This is a genomic window from Arthrobacter sp. NPDC092385 (genome assembly GCF_044755105.1).
In the GTDB taxonomy this organism is placed as follows: Bacteria; Actinomycetota; Actinomycetes; order Actinomycetales; family Micrococcaceae; genus Arthrobacter_D.
Window position 1 is genome coordinate 21,751 of record NZ_JBIVQL010000020.1, and the last position, 16,260, is coordinate 38,010.

Genomic DNA, 16,260 nt, shown 5'->3' on the forward strand with positions numbered 1-16,260 from the left:
TGCGCTTTAGCGGTCGCGGTGGTGTGCCTTGTTTGTGTGCTGGTCCTTACCAGTACCAGACGCCGCTGACGGTGGTTGTGGCTCGGTCTTCGATATTGGCTGGCCTTCACGCGTCGGCGGCCGGCTGACAGCCGCCAGTCGTTTAATTTCCTCAAGCTTCCGCTGCTCCTCCGACAACAGGGGAGGCACGCTCTCTACCTTTTCAAGTAGTGGCTTCTCGGTTGCAGCTTGCACCCACCGGGGCGCTGCCACCGGGCGCTCCGCAACAGCCATCGCGGCGACACCGGGTGCCACCCGCGCACTGTGAATCGGTGCTGCGCGCTCCAAGGCGGTCTTGACGGACCCGAGTCGATCCTGCGCTACGGCGCGAATGCGTTCGGCCTCGTGCAGCTGCCCGGAGGCTTTGTACATGCCGTGCATAGCGTGCATGGTGTTGCGCAGTTGCCGCAGCAGAATTGCTTCTCCTGCCCGCGTGGATGGTCCGACCTGGGCCTGCATCATCAGCATGCCTGCACCCTTAGCTGACGGCAGAGGAGCTTTCTCGGCGCGCGCCGGAAACCTGGTCAGCTGTGCTGTTCTCGCCAGAACCTTGGATGCGTCCGCTAGCGGTCCCGGTGTCGCCTCGGTGCGTACACTCCACGCCGCAAATGCGCCGGATGTTTCGCGGGCGACCTGCGCCCACAGGGCCGGGTCATCGGAGGACACGGTGCGTAGCCGCTCGTACAGGTGCCCGACTTCGCTGGTGTACGTCTTCCACTGCTCAACGGTTGGTGTTTGCGTCTCTCGGCCAGCGGCGACGACACGTTTACCGCGGTGCGCGGCCTGCCATTCGGCGGTGGCCACGTCGGCCTGTTCCGGGGTGTCGTTCCAGTCCAAGCGAAGCTTCGGCAGGGTCAGATCGCGTGCGAGGCGACCGCCACCGAACCAGATGGGAGATGCTCCTGCAACGGTGGGTTTCACCGCGACACTGAAACCCTCGACAGCCTTCGTACTGTCTTTGGCGAACCGTGGCCTGACGAGGACTCCTGTGCCTCGTAGCCGACGCACGAATTCCGCTTCGGACTCCGAGGCGACAGCCGTCGCCCGGACCTTCCGTTGCAATGTCTCGCGCGGCAGTTCGGGTAGCCCTTGGGCGCGGGCTATTTCGCGTTCCTTCGGGTGGAAGCCACGTTCCGCCCGCACACCATCGATGCGAGCCAGCCCGTACTTCAATTCCAGTGCCCGGGCGGTTCTCTGAGCACGCGGCTGGTCGTTGTGGGTGGACCAGCGGGTGCCGTCCTCGCGGATCATGCTGACAGCCAAATGCATATGATCGTTGCCAGCCTTGCTCAGCCCATGACGGATGGCAACCCACCGGCACGGTGGTTTTCCATCCGACCCGCTGAATCCCATCTCTTCCATAAAATCGTGGGCGATCTTGGACCACAACTCGTCGTCCTGCACTCCCTCGTCAGCGCGGAGGCTGACGGACATGTGGAACACATACGGCTTGTCATTGTCCGCACCGAAGACGGCTTTCGGGATGTCCAGCTCGTGCCCGAGCATCCGTGAGTTCTCGGCGTCAAGCACAGTACCAGGACTGACACTGACAACCGAGTCCGATGCGGCCACCAAGTGAATATCGGTGTGCTCGTTCGACCTTCCCGGGCCGGCTAGGTACTGGACCAGTCCGAACATCCTCGAACCCTTCGTGATATTCGGGATCACGGACGAGTCACCTGAACAACCGCCTCATCGATGCGCAGCATCAGGCGGCGCGCGGCGGCCACCGCGGACTCCGCGTCATCGGGAAAATCCCCGGTCGCATTTGCGTGCCGGGCGATCTGGTTGATGTTGTTCGACACCGATCCAAGCAGGGTGCGGATGCCGAGCAGTTCGACCGCGAGGTTCCTCCGGTCCGCCGGCGTCTCCCCTCCTTCGGAAAGAGCGGACTCGACCAGCAAACGTGGAACAGACACGTGCTGCTCGGCCGCCTTCACGATCAGCGCCGCTTTCTCCTGCGCAGTGACCTTCACATCGACTCTCGTCGGCCGGCCGCCGGCAACATTCTCACGCCGTTCCTTACCGAGACGGGAAGCCCTTACCTGCTCAACCACCGGACACACCCCCATCTCTAGAAAGCCAGCGCAGCGACCCCAAAACTTTGGGGACCCACACTCCAGTGTGCCGCAGGAGACGCTACGCGTCGAGGGTTGGAAGCCATTTAGACCCGTCTAAATGTATAGCTTGCTCCGTCTGGGACTCCGCCTGCTCCTTCGAGCGGTTCCGGAGGGCTCGGGGTGTTGGCGGAGCTAAGGGCGCTCCGCGCCTGTCATGTTTTTGACCGGCTGCGCCGTTCCGTTTCGGCTGGTCATCGTACTGTCCGCCCTTCTCTTGGCAAGGCTTCGAGGACGGCTTTCGCGGCATATCCTCGCTTCGCTGCGGTATTCCACGGTCCGACCTCTCCACCTTGCCAATTCACTTCGCGTCCAAGTGGTCAAAGGCGTGCCGCAAGGAACGGTGATGAAGCAAGAGCTGGACTACCGGCTGTCAGGCAGAGCCGTTAAAGTTCAGCACATGACCATCAATGTGGAAGACATCGAGAACCAGGCACGTCAGCTCCTCAATTCTCGCGTTGCTTCTGTACGTGAACTCGTGAAAGCACGACAGCGTGTGACCGATTTGCAAACCCAGCTCGCAGAAGCCGAACGTGAGGACAAGAAGGCGTACGTGCGTGCGACTAAAGACGGATGGAGCGAGGACGAACTGAAGAAGCTCGGCCTCGACAACGGGGCAGCCGCCAAGCGGCGCGCACGGCGGACTACGACACCCGAACCAGCAGGCAGCTCCCCAGAACCGGCAGACCCCCTCAGCAACTAGAACACCCTGTCGTTAACGGACAGGGGGGGGTGGCCCACCGCGCCGGCGAGCCACCCCCTTCATTCTTTGTGGGGAGTCGATGTGGAAGGTCAGTTACCGATACCGTTCTTCCGATCCTTCTCAACGCCCGGGCGGTGATTAGATGGTGATGCTTTCGCAGCTCCGCCAGCAGTTCCCCCGGGCGTCGGCGGAGTCGGGAAGCTCGAACGTGTAGCTCGTTTCAAAGCTTCCAAGTCAGGGGCCAACGTCGTCTGTGCCGGATCTTCTCCACGCATCTCCCGGCCGATCCTTTCAACGTCCCACTTGGCTGCTTCCAGCGCCTTACCGTGTTTGAACGGTTCCCGCAGCGCAGTGGCAGCATCACGGTACTCCTGGCGCGCTTCCTCAATCCTGTTCTGCAGAGCCGTCACCTCCTCGGGCAGTCTGCGCACCTGGTTCTCCAAGCGCTGGATCACTCCCACGGTAGGGAACAAAGCATCAGTGCGTTTGAGCTCCACTGCCACCCCGGGTGCGCCCTCGACCTGCAGCTCCACCTTGGACGCACCGATGTCGAGCATGTTCGCCTGCTTCTGCACATACCGGATGTCATGGCCGGCGATATTCGCGATGATGCCAAGGTCTTTGGAACCTTGGATCGGCGGCCGCCCCGCGGCGTTGGCGCTTGTCCATTGCCGCAGCGCTTCTACGGCGTCCGGGCGCTTGTCCACGGTCTTCCCATTGATGGTCATACGGAACGCATCCCCTGTCGTGTCCAGGGTTGTACGATCAGCGGCCGCGCGTAGTGCCGGGAGCATCGCAACCATTGCCTCACCACGCGTTTGGGCGCTGCTCTTACGGTGCGTGAGAGCAGCCCGGTTGCGGTTCCACCCTATTTCGAGTCGGCTCAGCCGTGACAGTTCCTGATCTGCTTTGGACTTCTCCAGGATCAGTGGATTGCCGCTGGAAATGGCTTTGACCTCCGCGAAGGACAGGGTGTTGTCACCGACGTCCTCAATCTCGCGGACGTCGAGTTTCCCGCGCATGATCTGGTCGATGAACTTGCTCTTGCGCTCCAGCGTCTGCCACATGAAAGTGTCGAAAGAGCCCTTGGTCACCACCTGGGAGATGGCAACCTCGGAGTTCTGGTTCCCTCGGCGGACGATACGGCCGTGACGCTGGGACACGTCAGCCGGCCGCCAGGGCGCGTCGAGGTCCACCAGGTGCACAGTCCGGTCTTGGATGTTCGTACCCACACCCATCTTCTGTGTTGAGCCGACCAACACCGCGACATCGCCGGAGCGGCATGCCGCGAACAGCCGGCCCTTCTCCGCATCGTTCTTTGCCTCGTGCATGAACCGGATCTTCTCGGCCGGCATGCCGCGCATCACCAGATCCTCGCGCAGCTGCCCGTACACGTTCCACTTATCCGAGGGCGTACCAAGATCGCAGAACACGATTTGCAGTGCGCCGGGTGTCGGGTGGGGCTCCCCTGTCGCGGGATCGTTGTAGATGCGTTCCTTGGTTTCCTCATACACCTTCGCCAGCAGGTCCGCGGTCGCGCTGATCTTTGTCTCGCCGACCAGGGCGTCCATCTCCGGGTCGACCAGGCGCATATCCAGGGCGGCCTTCCTGCCGTCGGTGGAAACCTTGAGCATGTTGTCCTCGGTCGCGTCGACCAAGCGGTTTCGGATTTGCTCGGCACGATCACCGATGTCCGCAATGTACGCCTCGAGCTCAGGGGACGGCTCGACCGCGATCATGCGCGGCAGGCGTTTGCCGTCTTCTCTTTCCTCGATCAGTGGCACCGGCAGCTGCAGGTCTTCTGCGGTCTTCACATCCGCGAAGGTATGGAACATTTTCAGCAGCTCGGGCACGTTCTGGAACTTCGAGAAACGGGTCTGCATCTTGAAGTCGTTCCCGCCGACGACGGTCATCTCCATCTCCGTCACGACCTGGCCGAAGGTCGCCGCCCACGTGTCGAAGTCATGGATACCGGCCTGCTCCAACAGGTCCGGGCGCAGGTAGCGCTGCATCACATACATCTCGGTCACACTGTTGGCGATCGGCGTCGCCGTAGCACCGGTGATTACCCGGTCCCCGTGGGTGTCCCTTAGGTACTCGACCTTCGCGTGCAGGTCCGAGGCACGCTTCGAGCCAGTGATGGCCGCGCCCTTGATATTCGTGGCGGTAGCAAGATTCTTGAAGTCGTGGAGCTCGTCTACGAGAAGGTAATCAATGCCGGTCTGCTCGAAGGTGAGACCAGGGTCCACTGGACGCTCCAGGAGCCGCTTGGTGCGCTCCTCATGGGCTTGGAGACCGCTTTCGAGTCTCTTGATGCTCATCGGGCGTTCTCCGCGTTGCTCCGCGCGTTCTTTGGCCGCGAACAGGTCTTGGCGCATACGCTCGACCTCCCGCGTCTCGTAGGCAGCTTGGGACTCGACAGACAAGGGGATGCGTTCGAACGCGGTACGGGTCATGATGATCGCGTCCCAGTCATTCGCGGCCGCCCGGGCGATGAAGTCCCGGCGCTTATCCCCGGTCAGGTCAGTGGCGGACGCAGCGAGGATCTGCGCCTGCGGATAGATCTGCAGCCACTCCCTGGCAAACTGATCCAGCATATGGTTTGGCACCACCACGGCCGGCTTGCGTGCCATGCCGAGCCGGCGCAGCTCCATGGAGCCCATCACCATCTCGAAGGTCTTACCGGCGCCGACCTCGTGGAACAGGCCCACGGACGGCTCGGAAATCATGCGGGCCACCGCGGCCCGCTGGTGCGGCAGCGGCGTGAAATTTTTCACCAGACCAGGCAGGGTCATCCGTTCGCCCTCGACGGTGTAATCGCGCAGCACAAGCGAGTTGAAGCGTCGGTTGTATTCATCGGTCAGGGCCACAGTGCGCGCAGGGTCCTCCCACACCCACTCCCCGAACCGGTCCTGCATCAGCTGGGCCTTCTCCTGCGCGGCCGTCGTCTCGACCGGGTTAACGATCCGACGCTCACTGTTGGGATCCGGGTCCGGATCGGTGACCTGAACAAGTTTCTGCTCCAACATGTCCTTGAAGATTTCACCGGCCGACATGCGGGCGGTACCCCAGTCGTTGCGGGCCCGGAAGTTCTGCCGGTTCGCCTGCACATCCCAGTTCGCGCCGCTAATCCGGTCCACACGGGCCTGCGGGTCACGCAGAATGTCCTGCAGAAACTGCTCGTGGATCTCCGGAGCAATCCACACCGACCCCACCCGCGCCTCAATCTCATGCGCACCCAGTGGCAGGGGCAGAACCGACTGCAGGTCAGCGACGTTCCGCTCGAACCCCGGGTCCTCCGCAGCGGCTTCCCGTGCTGCATCGAGTTTTTCCCGGATATTTCCGCTCAAATATTCGGCCCGGGTCTCCAGCACACCGGGCTCCCCCGGCACGTCATACACCAGGTCACCAAGAGCCTCCCGTGCAGCGGCCTGATCGACCCCCAGCAAGGACGCGACCTGGGACAGGTCTACCTCCCCCACCGTGTCGAGGGTGACCGCGAGGGCCTCCGCGGGGGTGTCCACGCCGCGGACGGGCTGGCGTGGTTGGACCTGACGCTCCCGCTGCAACGCGGCAGGGGTAGCCGTCTGAGTGGATTCATCGAAGTTCTCCAAAGCCTTCACGAGAGGCCCGAAGGGGTCCCCTCGAAGCAGGGCAACGGCCTTGGGCGTGATCCGGGCCATGATGTCTTCGCCGGCCTCATCTGTTTTGCCGGTCCTGCGCTCGTTGAAGCGGTTGATCGGGCCGTAGGTATCCACATAGGCCCGGTAGGTATCGCGCAACCGCTGCCGCTCCGCCATCAGTTCAGGGGTGTCCTCGACATTTCCCGCCTCGAGTGTGAGCACCGAACGTCCCGCATCGCGCAGGCTCAGCAGAGAACGCAGCTCGCCCGCCTGGGTTGCTGGAACACTCAACGGCGCAACCAGACCGTCCAAGCCCACCTGGGTGAAGGTGCCATCGGCCTCTGCGGTGATGTGCCCGACCTGAAGGTCACTGCCCGCCGGGACAATCGCGGCCACCTCGATGACCTGACCTTCCTGACGTTCGGCGGCTCCCCTGCCGACCTCGACGGCGGCGTGGGCGATGTCCTGCAGCTGGTCGTGCAGCTGCTCCGGCACCGAACGCAGGTCCTCATTTCGGACAGTCAGGGTGGCCGAACCGTACATACCGTTACCAACCACCGGCTCCCCGAGAACCCGCTGCGGATTCTCGATGAAGTAGGCGTTCATCCGGGCCGGATCCTGCTCAGGGTCATCCCCTGCGGCAAGGGCCAGCGATTCCAACCACCGGTCATTTAGTGCTTCCTCGCCCGGAAGCCGCTTGCGGAAGATCAGGACGTCGGTGAGGGCATCGGTACCGGCGGCGCGGCGATGCGCCCCGGTCGGCAAGCGAACAGCACCCAGCAGGTCAGCTGTCTCGAAGATTTCCCGGCGTGCGGCCGGGTTCTGAGCATCAAGGGTAAACGCTGAGGAGATGACACCGACCACGCCTCCGGGCCGGGTCAGGGCCAGGGACTTGATGATGAAGTGGTTGTGCATCGAGTGGTTGCCCGCGTTATGGCGCGGATCGTGCAGCCTGGTCTTGGCAAACGGGACGTTGCCCACCGCGGCATCGAAGTATCCGACCGGAAGGCGGGTGTCAGCGAAGGACTCGGCGCGGATAACGGCATCCGGATACAAGGCCTGCGAGATGCCCGCAGTAATGGGGTCCAACTCCACCCCAGTCATGGATGCATATTCGGGTGCGAGACCGATGAAGGTGCCGGCACCGGAGCCCGGCTCCAAGACGCGGCCGCCGGCGAATCCGAGCGTGTTCAGAGTCTGCCAGATTTCCATGGCTAGAGCCGGATCGGTGTAGTGGGCGTTAATGACCGTGCGGTTCGCGGCCCGATACTCACTTTCGCTCAAAAGCTCGCGCAACTCAGCCCGGTCAGCCTCAAACTCGGGGCGAGTCTCATCGAACACTTCCGCGACGCCCGTGGCACCCCAGCTCCCCCACCGTGCCAGCACGCCACGCTCATCGGCGGTAGCTGCCCGGTCCTGCGCCTGGAGCCTGCGCAACACACGCAGGGCGGCGACGTTCGCCTGGAAACGCGCTCGAGCACCCGAAGGGGCTAGATCGTCCTGCCGGACAGGGATGAAGCGGGTGCCTGTTTCACCTGGCGGAGTTAGGAGGTCTGATTGTAATGATCCCTCTCCGCGTCCCGGTAGGCGTCCAGCAGTTCCCTCTGCAGGCGAAGGGTCTCCTGGTTCGCCTCCCAGAGTTCCCTGCTCCGGCGGTCCACTTCGTCCTCCTCCGCCTCGTCGCCCTCGGTCTCCATCTCGTCCGGCGTCAACATCTCGGCCCGGACTATCTCCTCGGCCTGATTCTGTGAGGCTGTCAGTCGTCCGTACTTCTGCAGGAACGAGTCGGTCATCGAGTCCGGGCCCGCTATCTCCCGGGTCAGTTCCTCGACCCTCTGCGCTGCTTCCTCGCCCAGCCTCCGGAACCACTCCTCCGGGTCCGGTATCAGCGAGTACTGGGTCGGGGCCGTCATTTTCCACGTATCCTGTGCGAATTTGCCGTACTTGTTCATCACGAACCTCCTCTGGTTGTGGGAAAAGAAATGCGTCGAGACTTACCTGACCATCAATCTGGTTGCGCTTGCGCGATCGCGCCATCGGATGTCCCCCTGGAACCGGTAGAAATACTCTTTCCACCGTACCCAGCACCCGCGAGACCATCAGTGCGCAGAGCCCGAATTACCGTCGACCTACTCACTTTGAACTTCTTCGCGATGGCATCCACGGTCAGCTCCTCCTTCTCCCGGAGCCGGCGGGCCTCCACGACGTCGTGAGGTTGCAGGCGCGGGGGCCGACCGCCCTTACCCGCCGCGACGGCGAGACCGGCCTTTGTCCGTTCCCGGATCAGTTCGCGCTCCATCTCCGCCACGGACGCGATGACGTTGAACATCAGCCGCCCCGATGGGGTGGTCGTGTCGACGCCCTCGGTCAGGGACCGGAACTTCACTCCGCGCTCGTGCAGGGAATCCACTAGCTCCACCAGACCGCGGACCGTGCGGCCCAGACGGTCCAGCTTCGTCACCACCAGAGTGTTGCCCGGCTGCAGCGCCCGCAAACAGGCTTCCAGCTGCGGACGGGTCATCGTGACACCGGACTTACCCTGATCGGCATAGACGTCATAACAGCCGGCCTCCACCAGCTGCTGGCGCTGACCCTCCAGATTCTGGTCCACGGTCGAGACCCGGGCATACCCCAACGACACCCCATCCGGGACCAGCCTCGGCTCCTCCACGCCCTCCAGCCGTTCGGATCGTTCCATCTACCCCTCCCCCAGCTCCAGGGGTGGCAGAAACCGTTCCACCCTCGCGACACGACGCTACACGTTTCGTACTTGATTTGTGGCACAACGTCAGCATCGTTCTCCCGACTTTGTGACTTTTTCTGAGGATGGCGGGGTTCTACACAAGTGAATGGCGGGGTCAGGAGTCACTACAACCTTCGTCGTTCCCGCTGGGGGGACTGTAAGAAAAACGGTGTGTGAAGGTCCGGCCTGATCCGAAAGGAGATGGCCGTGAACGACTTCACGACCGACGCAACAGAGGCGATGATCGATCCTGTGACGGGAGAAATCATCAATCAGAAGGACCTCGCCGAACGACTGCTCGCCCAAGCCAAGGAGCAAGGCGTAAGCCTTGTCGGCCCCGGCGGCCTGCTGAACCAGCTCACAAAAAATGTCCTCGAGACCGCGCTCGAGGCGGAGCTGACTGAGCACCTCGGGCATGAGCATGGGCAGACGCCGATCGCGGAGAACTTGCGCAATGGCACCCGGGTGAAGACGGTCCTGACCGAGATCGGCCCGGTTGAAATCGAAGTGCCCCGAGATCGGGACGGGTCGTTCGAGCCGGTGATCGTGCCCAAGCGGAAACGGCGCCTGGACGGCATCGACGAGGTCGTGCTCTCGCTGTCGGCCCGCGGACTGACCACCGGGGAGATCGCCGCGCACTTCGAGGAGGTCTACGGGGCCAGGGTCTCCAAGGACACCATCAGTCGGATCACGGAGAAGGTCGCCGGCGAGCTGGCCGAGTGGTCCTCGCGGCCACTGGATCCGCTTTACCCCGTCCTGTTCGTCGACGCGATCGTCGTCAAGGTCCGTGACGGGCAGGTGCGCAACACCCCGTTCTACGTTGTCATGGGCGTCACCGTGAACGGGGAACGCGACATCCTTGGCATCTGGGCCGGCGACGGAGGCGAGGGTGCGAGGTTCTGGTTGCAGGTCTTCTCCGAACTGAAGAACCGGGGCGTCCAGGACGTGCTCATCGCCGTCTGCGACGGGTTGAAGGGCCTGCCGGAAGCGATCACGACCACCTGGCAACGCACGGTCGTGCAGCAGTGCATCGTGCACCTGATCCGCAACTCGTTCCGCTACGCCGGCCGCCAACACCGCGACGGAATCGTCAAAGCCCTCAAGCCCGTCTACACGGCCCCGAGCGAGCAGGCCGCGAAGGACCGGTTCGCCGAGTTCACAGCCGAGTGGGGCGACCGGTATCCGGCGATCATCAAGCTCTGGGAGTCCGCGTGGGCGGAATTTGTGCCGTTCCTCGAATACGACGTCGAGATCCGCCGGGTCATCTGCACGACGAACGCGATCGAGTCGATCAACGCCCGCTACCGCCGAGCCGTCAGAGCCCGGGGCCACTTCCCCAACGAGACCGCGGCCCTGAAATGTCTATACCTCGTCACCCGGTCCCTTGACCCCACAGGCGGCGGCAGAGCACGCTGGGTGATCAGGTGGAAACCAGCGCTGAACGCGTTCGCGATCACCTTCGCAGGCCGGTTCGAAAGAACTACTCACTGATGAAAACCGCCGGACCCCACACACCGTTTATCGGACAGTCCCCCGCTGGGGGATCGCTCACCGCACCTGTCGGCCAGAAACGGGTGCCCGTATCGCTTCAAAGCCCGGTAACGGTTCCATCGATTGATAGTGATGCTGGGTCTGGTTCGTTCACGTAGACCTGTGGTGGGGTCCATGAGGCTTGAAGGCGGCGTGCACCTTGGTGTGCGGGGCCGAGTGCAAACGAGTCGACCCGCGATGCGGATCCCTCGGTAATTAGCTGTTCCGCGATGAGTAGCCGTGCGATTGGACGTAGGACGCTGTCATCGAGACCAGATCCCCGTAATGGAGCTAGGGGATCAGTTGGACGCGTGATCCACATACCTTGCTCGCCGAGTGTAGAGGTTCCGAACAGGCCGTCAGACAGTGAACGACGGGCCATCTCATCGGCAGAGACACCATTGAATGCAGCTCGCATATGCGATGATCGCCGTTCCTGTGCTACCAGCGTCAGACGTTCCTCGTGCGCAATGGTCGAGATGGTTCTAGTCGATAGCTCAGCCACCTGCACTGACGAAGTTTGAGTGGGAGAGGCAAACGAGACACCGCTGGCTCGGCCGTCGCGCAGACGCACCAACTCGGCATGTACTGCCTCACTGCGTACGTCGGCCGTGATCGAGATCGTCCTGCCGTCACTAGTGATTTCACGGGCCCGGAAGAGTACTCGCCCAACGCGGACCCATGGTGCCAACTCCTCAGCTGCGAGATCCTTTAGCCGCCGGATCACTCGCTGTTGTAAATCTGCTGGGTCGCTCCAGGAACTGGTCGTGTAGAGGTTGCGCGCACCCGCAATGAGATCTCGTTGCGCACCGTCCATTTCGCCCGATGTCTCGCCGTGTACGAACAGGCAGAGTCGCAGTCCGTTACGCTCGGCCTCTCGATACTCAGCATGGGTGGCGGAGTATCCATCGGGCATGCGGACGCCATAGCGAGGTCCCCACATCCCTATATAGACCTCGGAGCTCCGCACGCCTGCCAGGTAAGCCTGATCCGCAGACACATCTAAAGGACCTAAGTCTTCGAACATTACAGGCGTTGCGCCGACGCTTTCGATTGCGGCACGAACCGCAGAGCGTTCCTGGGGCATGTCGGTGATGAGACTCGAGACGAACACGCGTCTCCCACTCGCCCAAGCCCTTACATCCTGCTCCGAAGCAGTTGAGGATGCCGAGCGTTGATCCACCAGCAAAAAGGCGTCAGTCATGGCTCCAGTCCACCACAGTGGTAAGACGTTCAGACTGCATTCAGTAGGCCTCCGCCACGCTGCGTCACGATTTGTTGCTGAGTAGCTCAGAAACTAGGCGAGGCGAGTAGCGGAGCCTCCGGGCCCTTTTTGTTTCCGCTAGATTCTGGTTGCTTATTCACGAATCAGGACGTGTCCCCGGCGCTTGCTTTCCTGGAGAGCATCACGCAACTCGCGCTGCACAACGTCGCTCAAGTTCGCAGGGACCGTGCAGCCACCCCCGTTTCCGGGACCGTAGCCCTGACCAGCATCTGGTGTGCAGCGAAGCTCAGGTGGTACTTGGCGATCAACGCTGATACAGAGCTCGTGCTGGTGACCTCTCCTGCAGCTGAAGATCACGCGGACTCGTCGGTCAGGTGCACTCATCATCATCTCCCTTAGGATCGGAAGCCGTTTTGGACGGCAAACCGTAGGCGAAATGTATCGCCCATTCCTGACATTCAGATGAGTGACTCTCGAACGAGGCGGAGCAGTAACACGCACCTAAACCGATCGTTGAGCGGAACAGGCGAACTCGGACGGGAGCACCTCGTCGCTCTTCAACTGTGCGACATGTCTTCGTCATCGCGCGCCGTGCGGAGTGGCGAAGTGATTGCGATGATCAGCGCGATCGTGAATACGCCGACGGTGAGTAACAGTGCGGTTCGTTCCCCGAGCAGTGTCGCAGCGGTTCCTCCCAGCACGGCGCCAACGGCACCAAGAGTGCGGTTCACTGAACGCATGGTGCCGTTGACTCGGCCTAGAAGAGCATCAGGTGTGAGCACCTGGCGGAAGCTCATCTCGTTTGCGTTCTCCAAACCACCGGCAAATCCTTGGAATGCGAACGCTGAAAACACCAGGGCCAGGGCGGTGGTGTCTGGTTGCGCTGTGCTGCCTTCAGGAGCAAGTGCCACCAGGGTCCAAGCGATGGGATACATAGCCCTGCCGACAGTGATGGTGGTCCCGGACCCGAATCGCTCACCCGCGCGGGAGGCGAAACTGGCGCCGGCCAGGGTCGCGACCCCTCCGACCGCGAACAACAGCCCAAAGACGAACGAGGTGAAGCCCAGGGTTCGGAGGGTGAAGACCGCCAGAACGGTCAGAGCAGCGGCGTTGCCGATGAACCAAACGTGCGTCGATGCGGGCAATGGCCCCAGGACACGATGACGGTAGGTCCACCGCAGGCCTTCGGAGATCTCTCGCCGCAAGGACCGCGGACACGGTGGAGGCTGGCTGGACGGTTTCAGCCGAATCCCTGCGATCAGCACGGCATCAAGGATGTACGTGACGGCGTCCACGACTATGGCCAGCGGGGCACCGATAGTGCCGACCAGGAAACCCCCGAGGCCCGGGCCAACGGTCTGCGCGCCGGCTTCGGCTTGATCGAGTCGCGCATTGGCTACGCGAAGAGCCCGTCTTTCCACGATCAGCGGGAGAAGCGACTGGGTGGCGGCAAACCCGAAAACAGAGAAAACACCGAAGAGCAGCAGCAACCCGATCAGGACCCATAGGTGCAGCACCCCGAGGGCCCAACAAATGGGTATCAGGGTGAGACTCAGCGCCCGTCCGAGGCTGGCCCACACCAGGACTCGCTGCCGCTGCCACCGATCGACGTACACGCCAGCGAGTAGACCCAGCAGCGCATACGGGATGAATTGGGCGGCGTTGACGAGCCCGACCTCGAACGTGCTCGCATCGAGTACTTCGATGACCAGCACGGGTATCGCCACCGCTGTGAGGGCCGTACCGAAAGCGCTAACAGCCACCGCTGAGAAGTACCGGGTGAATCTCGGATCGCGGAAGGATCCTGTCGTCAATTCAACTGCCATTGGCGCCCCTCCGAGTATGGGACAGCCACGTCCCAAGACGACAAGCTCTTTGAAAAAATTTCATCGAGTCAAGTCGAGTGATCGCTTAGACGCGGAGCATTGCTCTGAGCCGATCTAACGACAGTACCAACGGCTTCGAACTGTTCGATCGGCAGCCGACTGCCCTGCCCCCTCATCAGAGGACTGATGCTCCGGGGGGATTCTTGAGCGGCACGTAGCGGGATACTTCACCGGACCCGAGTGAAGTTTGCCGATGGGACGCTAGAGCGCCTACTGATTAGGTTGTCCATAGACGCTACGCCACGGAGGGGAAAGTCCAGTCGAGAGCAGTCATAAGCTCCTTGATCGACATGTACGGGTGTCGTTTGTCTTCACAGACATTGGGGATGTGCGGCTTTGCAGGGCTGTTCGACTTGCGCTCATAGCTCACGACGGGGATACCGCGCGCCATGCCTAAGGCGATGACGAACGGGTCGACGGTGGATCGCTTACCGCCTTGGGTGATGAGGCCCGGATGGGTCGCCAACACGTCGATCGCCGCTTCTTGGATGTCCTCGTCGAGGGGAACGAAGAACCCATCTGTACGCTTTGCCCATTTTCCGATCTCATCATCCTTCTTGATGAGTTCGTCCTTTACGGGTTGTACGGCGAGCAACGTGCCGTCCTCAATGGCTTCGTTGAAGCGGTCCCAAAAGCCCGGGAAGATCTGTGGCCAGTAATGGTCCCGCCAGGCAGTGATGACGATGCTGGTGTCAATCGAGTAGGGCATTAGTCACTCTCCACTGCACCAGCGCGAGCGAGCAGTTTGGGGATCGCATTGGTCTTTGAGCTGAGCAGATTCGCTGTCTCGTAAGTGCTCAGAAGTCCCTCGTTGTAGGTACCGACGACGAGACGCACGTAACCCTTGCCGAGGTTCCGTACCTTGGTGCGCAAGCCATCCCCTCCCGATTTCCGCGCAGTCTTCGCATGCCAGGTCTCCTCTTGATCCCGCGGGGTGGTGTCGTCCCGCCACTGCTGGTAGAAATGCCGGCTTGCCCGTCCGGTATCGACCAGCTTGCGGAGGATCACTTCAGGGCTAACTCCCCAGAAGCGCCCCTCGTCAATGAGGAGACCCAAAGGCCAGTCGTTCTCGACCGCGTCGCTATGTACTAAGAGTGAGCGCTTCGAGAAGGCTTTACTTGGCACCAGCATCTCTGCTGCAAGCCTGTTGCACTCGACCTCAATTGAGTCTTGGTCCCGCGTCCCCGATCGTGTCTCATGGAGGTCGCACAGGCCTGACGTATTCAAAAGTAGGTGCGCGTACTCATGGAGGAGGGTGAAAATGCGCCCATTGAAGTGCTCGCTGCCGTTCACTGCAATGACGGGTACTTCATCGTCTGCGATGGAGAATCCGCGCGCTTCGGAGGGGTTCACCCTGTTCATCGTGACGACCAGGACTCCTACTTCTTCCAAAGCACTGCTCCAGAAGAAGAACCAGTCCGTTGGTTTAGATGAAGCAGTAGGGCGGGGCGCGAGCGAGTTCCGGGTGAGAAGGAGTCGAGCCTCCTCGGTCAAGTCCTCTGCAGGGGCGGTAGATGGGGATTTCCACAATGACCGCGCTGGTTCGTTCCGCAGATCAAGTAGCTCAACCACGGCGTCCCGTTGTTGTTCCGCGCGCCGGAGCTCAGAAGCGAGGTTCGGTCCCCAAGATTCCGGAGTGTCAGGGAGCCGACGAAAGTCGCGCACGCGTTCGGGAACATCTGGGCGGGCGCTGAGGAAAAATGCTGCCAGGGGGCGCCGGTACACCTCGGCAACTTTCTGCAACTTGGCGATAGTCAGACCCGGCTCGCCATTCTCCCACCCGTAGAGCTGCGACTCTGTTACCTCAAGGCGCTGCGCCGCGTTAGTGAGAGACACGCGGGCAGTTTCTCGCGCCCACACGAGCATATCGGGGTTGATCCTCGCCGGAATTGAGCGGACCATAACTTCACCCTACAGGCGCGGTGCCGGCCGATCACTTAGAAGAGGAAGCACAAGTCGGCGAGTCGTAGCGTGGGAGGGTCCGATAGCCGGTCGTTCTCCGTTCCTCCTGACACACCCTGCCGCGGCCAGCACCGTCAGACCGGCGAAGGGACGTTTAGCCGGGACGATGAAAACGGGCGCACAGGTACCACAACTGCAACGTCTGTTCCGGTCGGCTGTCTGCTGAGACGTGTCTCGAAAACCTAAAGCTTTCTAAGACCCTCTAGGCGATCCTGTATTGAAGGGCCACTCCCCCGTCATTCCGTCGCTCTCCTTGTCTTGGAAACGTGTCTCGACGCTTTCTGTCTTGGACAGAGCCGCTTCCGAGCTTTGTGAGCCGCATTATCGGATGAGGTATCTAGATGTACTGACCGGACACGTTGATCGATAGACAAGTCGCCACTTGTGACAGAAGGCCACGCTTGTCTATAGTGTGGGTATGACAGTTTCACT

The 16,260-nt window shown here is 61.8% G+C and carries 11 protein-coding genes; 2 read left to right on the plus strand and 9 right to left on the minus strand.

Annotated features, from left to right (window positions below):
• Nucleotides 1–6: 6 nt before the first annotated feature.
• Nucleotides 7–1,677, minus strand: coding sequence for a relaxase/mobilization nuclease domain-containing protein (locus ACIQCY_RS17025; RefSeq protein WP_400485044.1), 1,671 nt, complete (start codon nt 1,675–1,677; stop codon nt 7–9).
• 26 nt (nt 1,678–1,703) lie between these two features.
• On the minus strand, nt 1,704–2,111 hold the full coding sequence (locus ACIQCY_RS17030) for a MobC family plasmid mobilization relaxosome protein (protein ID WP_400485045.1): 408 nt from the start codon (nt 2,109–2,111) through the stop codon (nt 1,704–1,706).
• Between the two features lie 391 nt (nt 2,112–2,502).
• On the opposite strand from ACIQCY_RS17030, the gene ACIQCY_RS17035 reads away from it, so the two are divergent.
• Complete coding sequence (locus tag ACIQCY_RS17035) at nt 2,503–2,859, plus strand: hypothetical protein (RefSeq protein WP_400485046.1); 357 nt, start codon at nt 2,503–2,505, stop codon at nt 2,857–2,859.
• A gap of 89 nt (nt 2,860–2,948) precedes the next feature.
• Here ACIQCY_RS17035 and ACIQCY_RS17040 read toward each other — a convergent pair whose 3' ends face one another.
• The 3 genes from ACIQCY_RS17040 to ACIQCY_RS17050 form a co-directional block, all read right to left on the minus strand.
• On the minus strand, nt 2,949–7,922 hold the full coding sequence (locus ACIQCY_RS17040; RefSeq protein ID WP_400485047.1) for a helicase-related protein: 4,974 nt from the start codon (nt 7,920–7,922) through the stop codon (nt 2,949–2,951).
• Nucleotides 7,923–8,026: 104 nt separating this feature from the next.
• Complete coding sequence (locus tag ACIQCY_RS17045) at nt 8,027–8,434, minus strand: TnpV protein (protein WP_400485048.1); 408 nt, start codon at nt 8,432–8,434, stop codon at nt 8,027–8,029.
• A 53-nt stretch (nt 8,435–8,487) separates the two neighbouring features.
• The gene (locus ACIQCY_RS17050; RefSeq protein ID WP_400485054.1) at nt 8,488–9,123 is read right to left on the minus strand and encodes a recombinase family protein; all 636 of its coding nucleotides are present in this window, start codon (nt 9,121–9,123) and stop codon (nt 8,488–8,490) included.
• A 342-nt stretch (nt 9,124–9,465) separates the two neighbouring features.
• Here ACIQCY_RS17050 and ACIQCY_RS17055 point away from each other — a divergent pair, with 342 nt between their 5' ends.
• Nucleotides 9,466–10,716, plus strand: coding sequence for an IS256 family transposase (locus tag ACIQCY_RS17055; protein WP_400485055.1), 1,251 nt, complete (start codon nt 9,466–9,468; stop codon nt 10,714–10,716).
• Between the two features lie 97 nt (nt 10,717–10,813).
• On the opposite strand, the gene ACIQCY_RS17060 is transcribed toward ACIQCY_RS17055, so the two are convergent.
• The 4 genes from ACIQCY_RS17060 to ACIQCY_RS17075 all read right to left on the minus strand — a co-directional run bounded on the left by ACIQCY_RS17060 (nt 10,814) and on the right by ACIQCY_RS17075 (nt 15,768).
• A complete protein-coding gene (locus tag ACIQCY_RS17060) occupies nt 10,814–11,959 on the minus strand; it encodes a DUF4062 domain-containing protein (RefSeq protein ID WP_400485049.1) in 1,146 nt (381 codons plus the stop codon).
• Between the two features lie 578 nt (nt 11,960–12,537).
• Nucleotides 12,538–13,806 (minus strand): MFS transporter, encoded by a 1,269-nt coding sequence (locus ACIQCY_RS17065; RefSeq protein WP_400485050.1) that lies wholly within the window; start codon nt 13,804–13,806, stop codon nt 12,538–12,540.
• A gap of 295 nt (nt 13,807–14,101) precedes the next feature.
• A complete protein-coding gene (locus tag ACIQCY_RS17070) occupies nt 14,102–14,575 on the minus strand; it encodes a DUF4411 family protein (protein WP_400485051.1) in 474 nt (157 codons plus the stop codon).
• Complete coding sequence (locus tag ACIQCY_RS17075) at nt 14,575–15,768, minus strand: ImmA/IrrE family metallo-endopeptidase (RefSeq protein ID WP_400485052.1); 1,194 nt, start codon at nt 15,766–15,768, stop codon at nt 14,575–14,577. Before ACIQCY_RS17075 ends, ACIQCY_RS17070 begins: the two co-directional genes overlap by 1 nt.
• Nucleotides 15,769–16,260 lie beyond the last annotated feature (492 nt).

Coding starts and splice junctions, on each gene's coding strand:
- ACIQCY_RS17075 (WP_400485052.1), bottom strand. CDS start 15,768: ATGGTCCGCTCAATTCCGGCGAGGATCAACCCCGATATGCTCGTGTGG.
- ACIQCY_RS17035 (WP_400485046.1), top strand. CDS start 2,503: ATGAAGCAAGAGCTGGACTACCGGCTGTCAGGCAGAGCCGTTAAAGTT.
- ACIQCY_RS17070 (WP_400485051.1), bottom strand. CDS start 14,575: ATGCCCTACTCGATTGACACCAGCATCGTCATCACTGCCTGGCGGGAC.
- ACIQCY_RS17060 (WP_400485049.1), bottom strand. CDS start 11,959: ATGACTGACGCCTTTTTGCTGGTGGATCAACGCTCGGCATCCTCAACT.
- ACIQCY_RS17065 (WP_400485050.1), bottom strand. CDS start 13,806: ATGGCAGTTGAATTGACGACAGGATCCTTCCGCGATCCGAGATTCACC.
- ACIQCY_RS17025 (WP_400485044.1), bottom strand. CDS start 1,677: ATGTTCGGACTGGTCCAGTACCTAGCCGGCCCGGGAAGGTCGAACGAG.
- ACIQCY_RS17030 (WP_400485045.1), bottom strand. CDS start 2,111: ATGGGGGTGTGTCCGGTGGTTGAGCAGGTAAGGGCTTCCCGTCTCGGT.
- ACIQCY_RS17055 (WP_400485055.1), top strand. CDS start 9,466: ATGATCGATCCTGTGACGGGAGAAATCATCAATCAGAAGGACCTCGCC.
- ACIQCY_RS17045 (WP_400485048.1), bottom strand. CDS start 8,434: ATGAACAAGTACGGCAAATTCGCACAGGATACGTGGAAAATGACGGCC.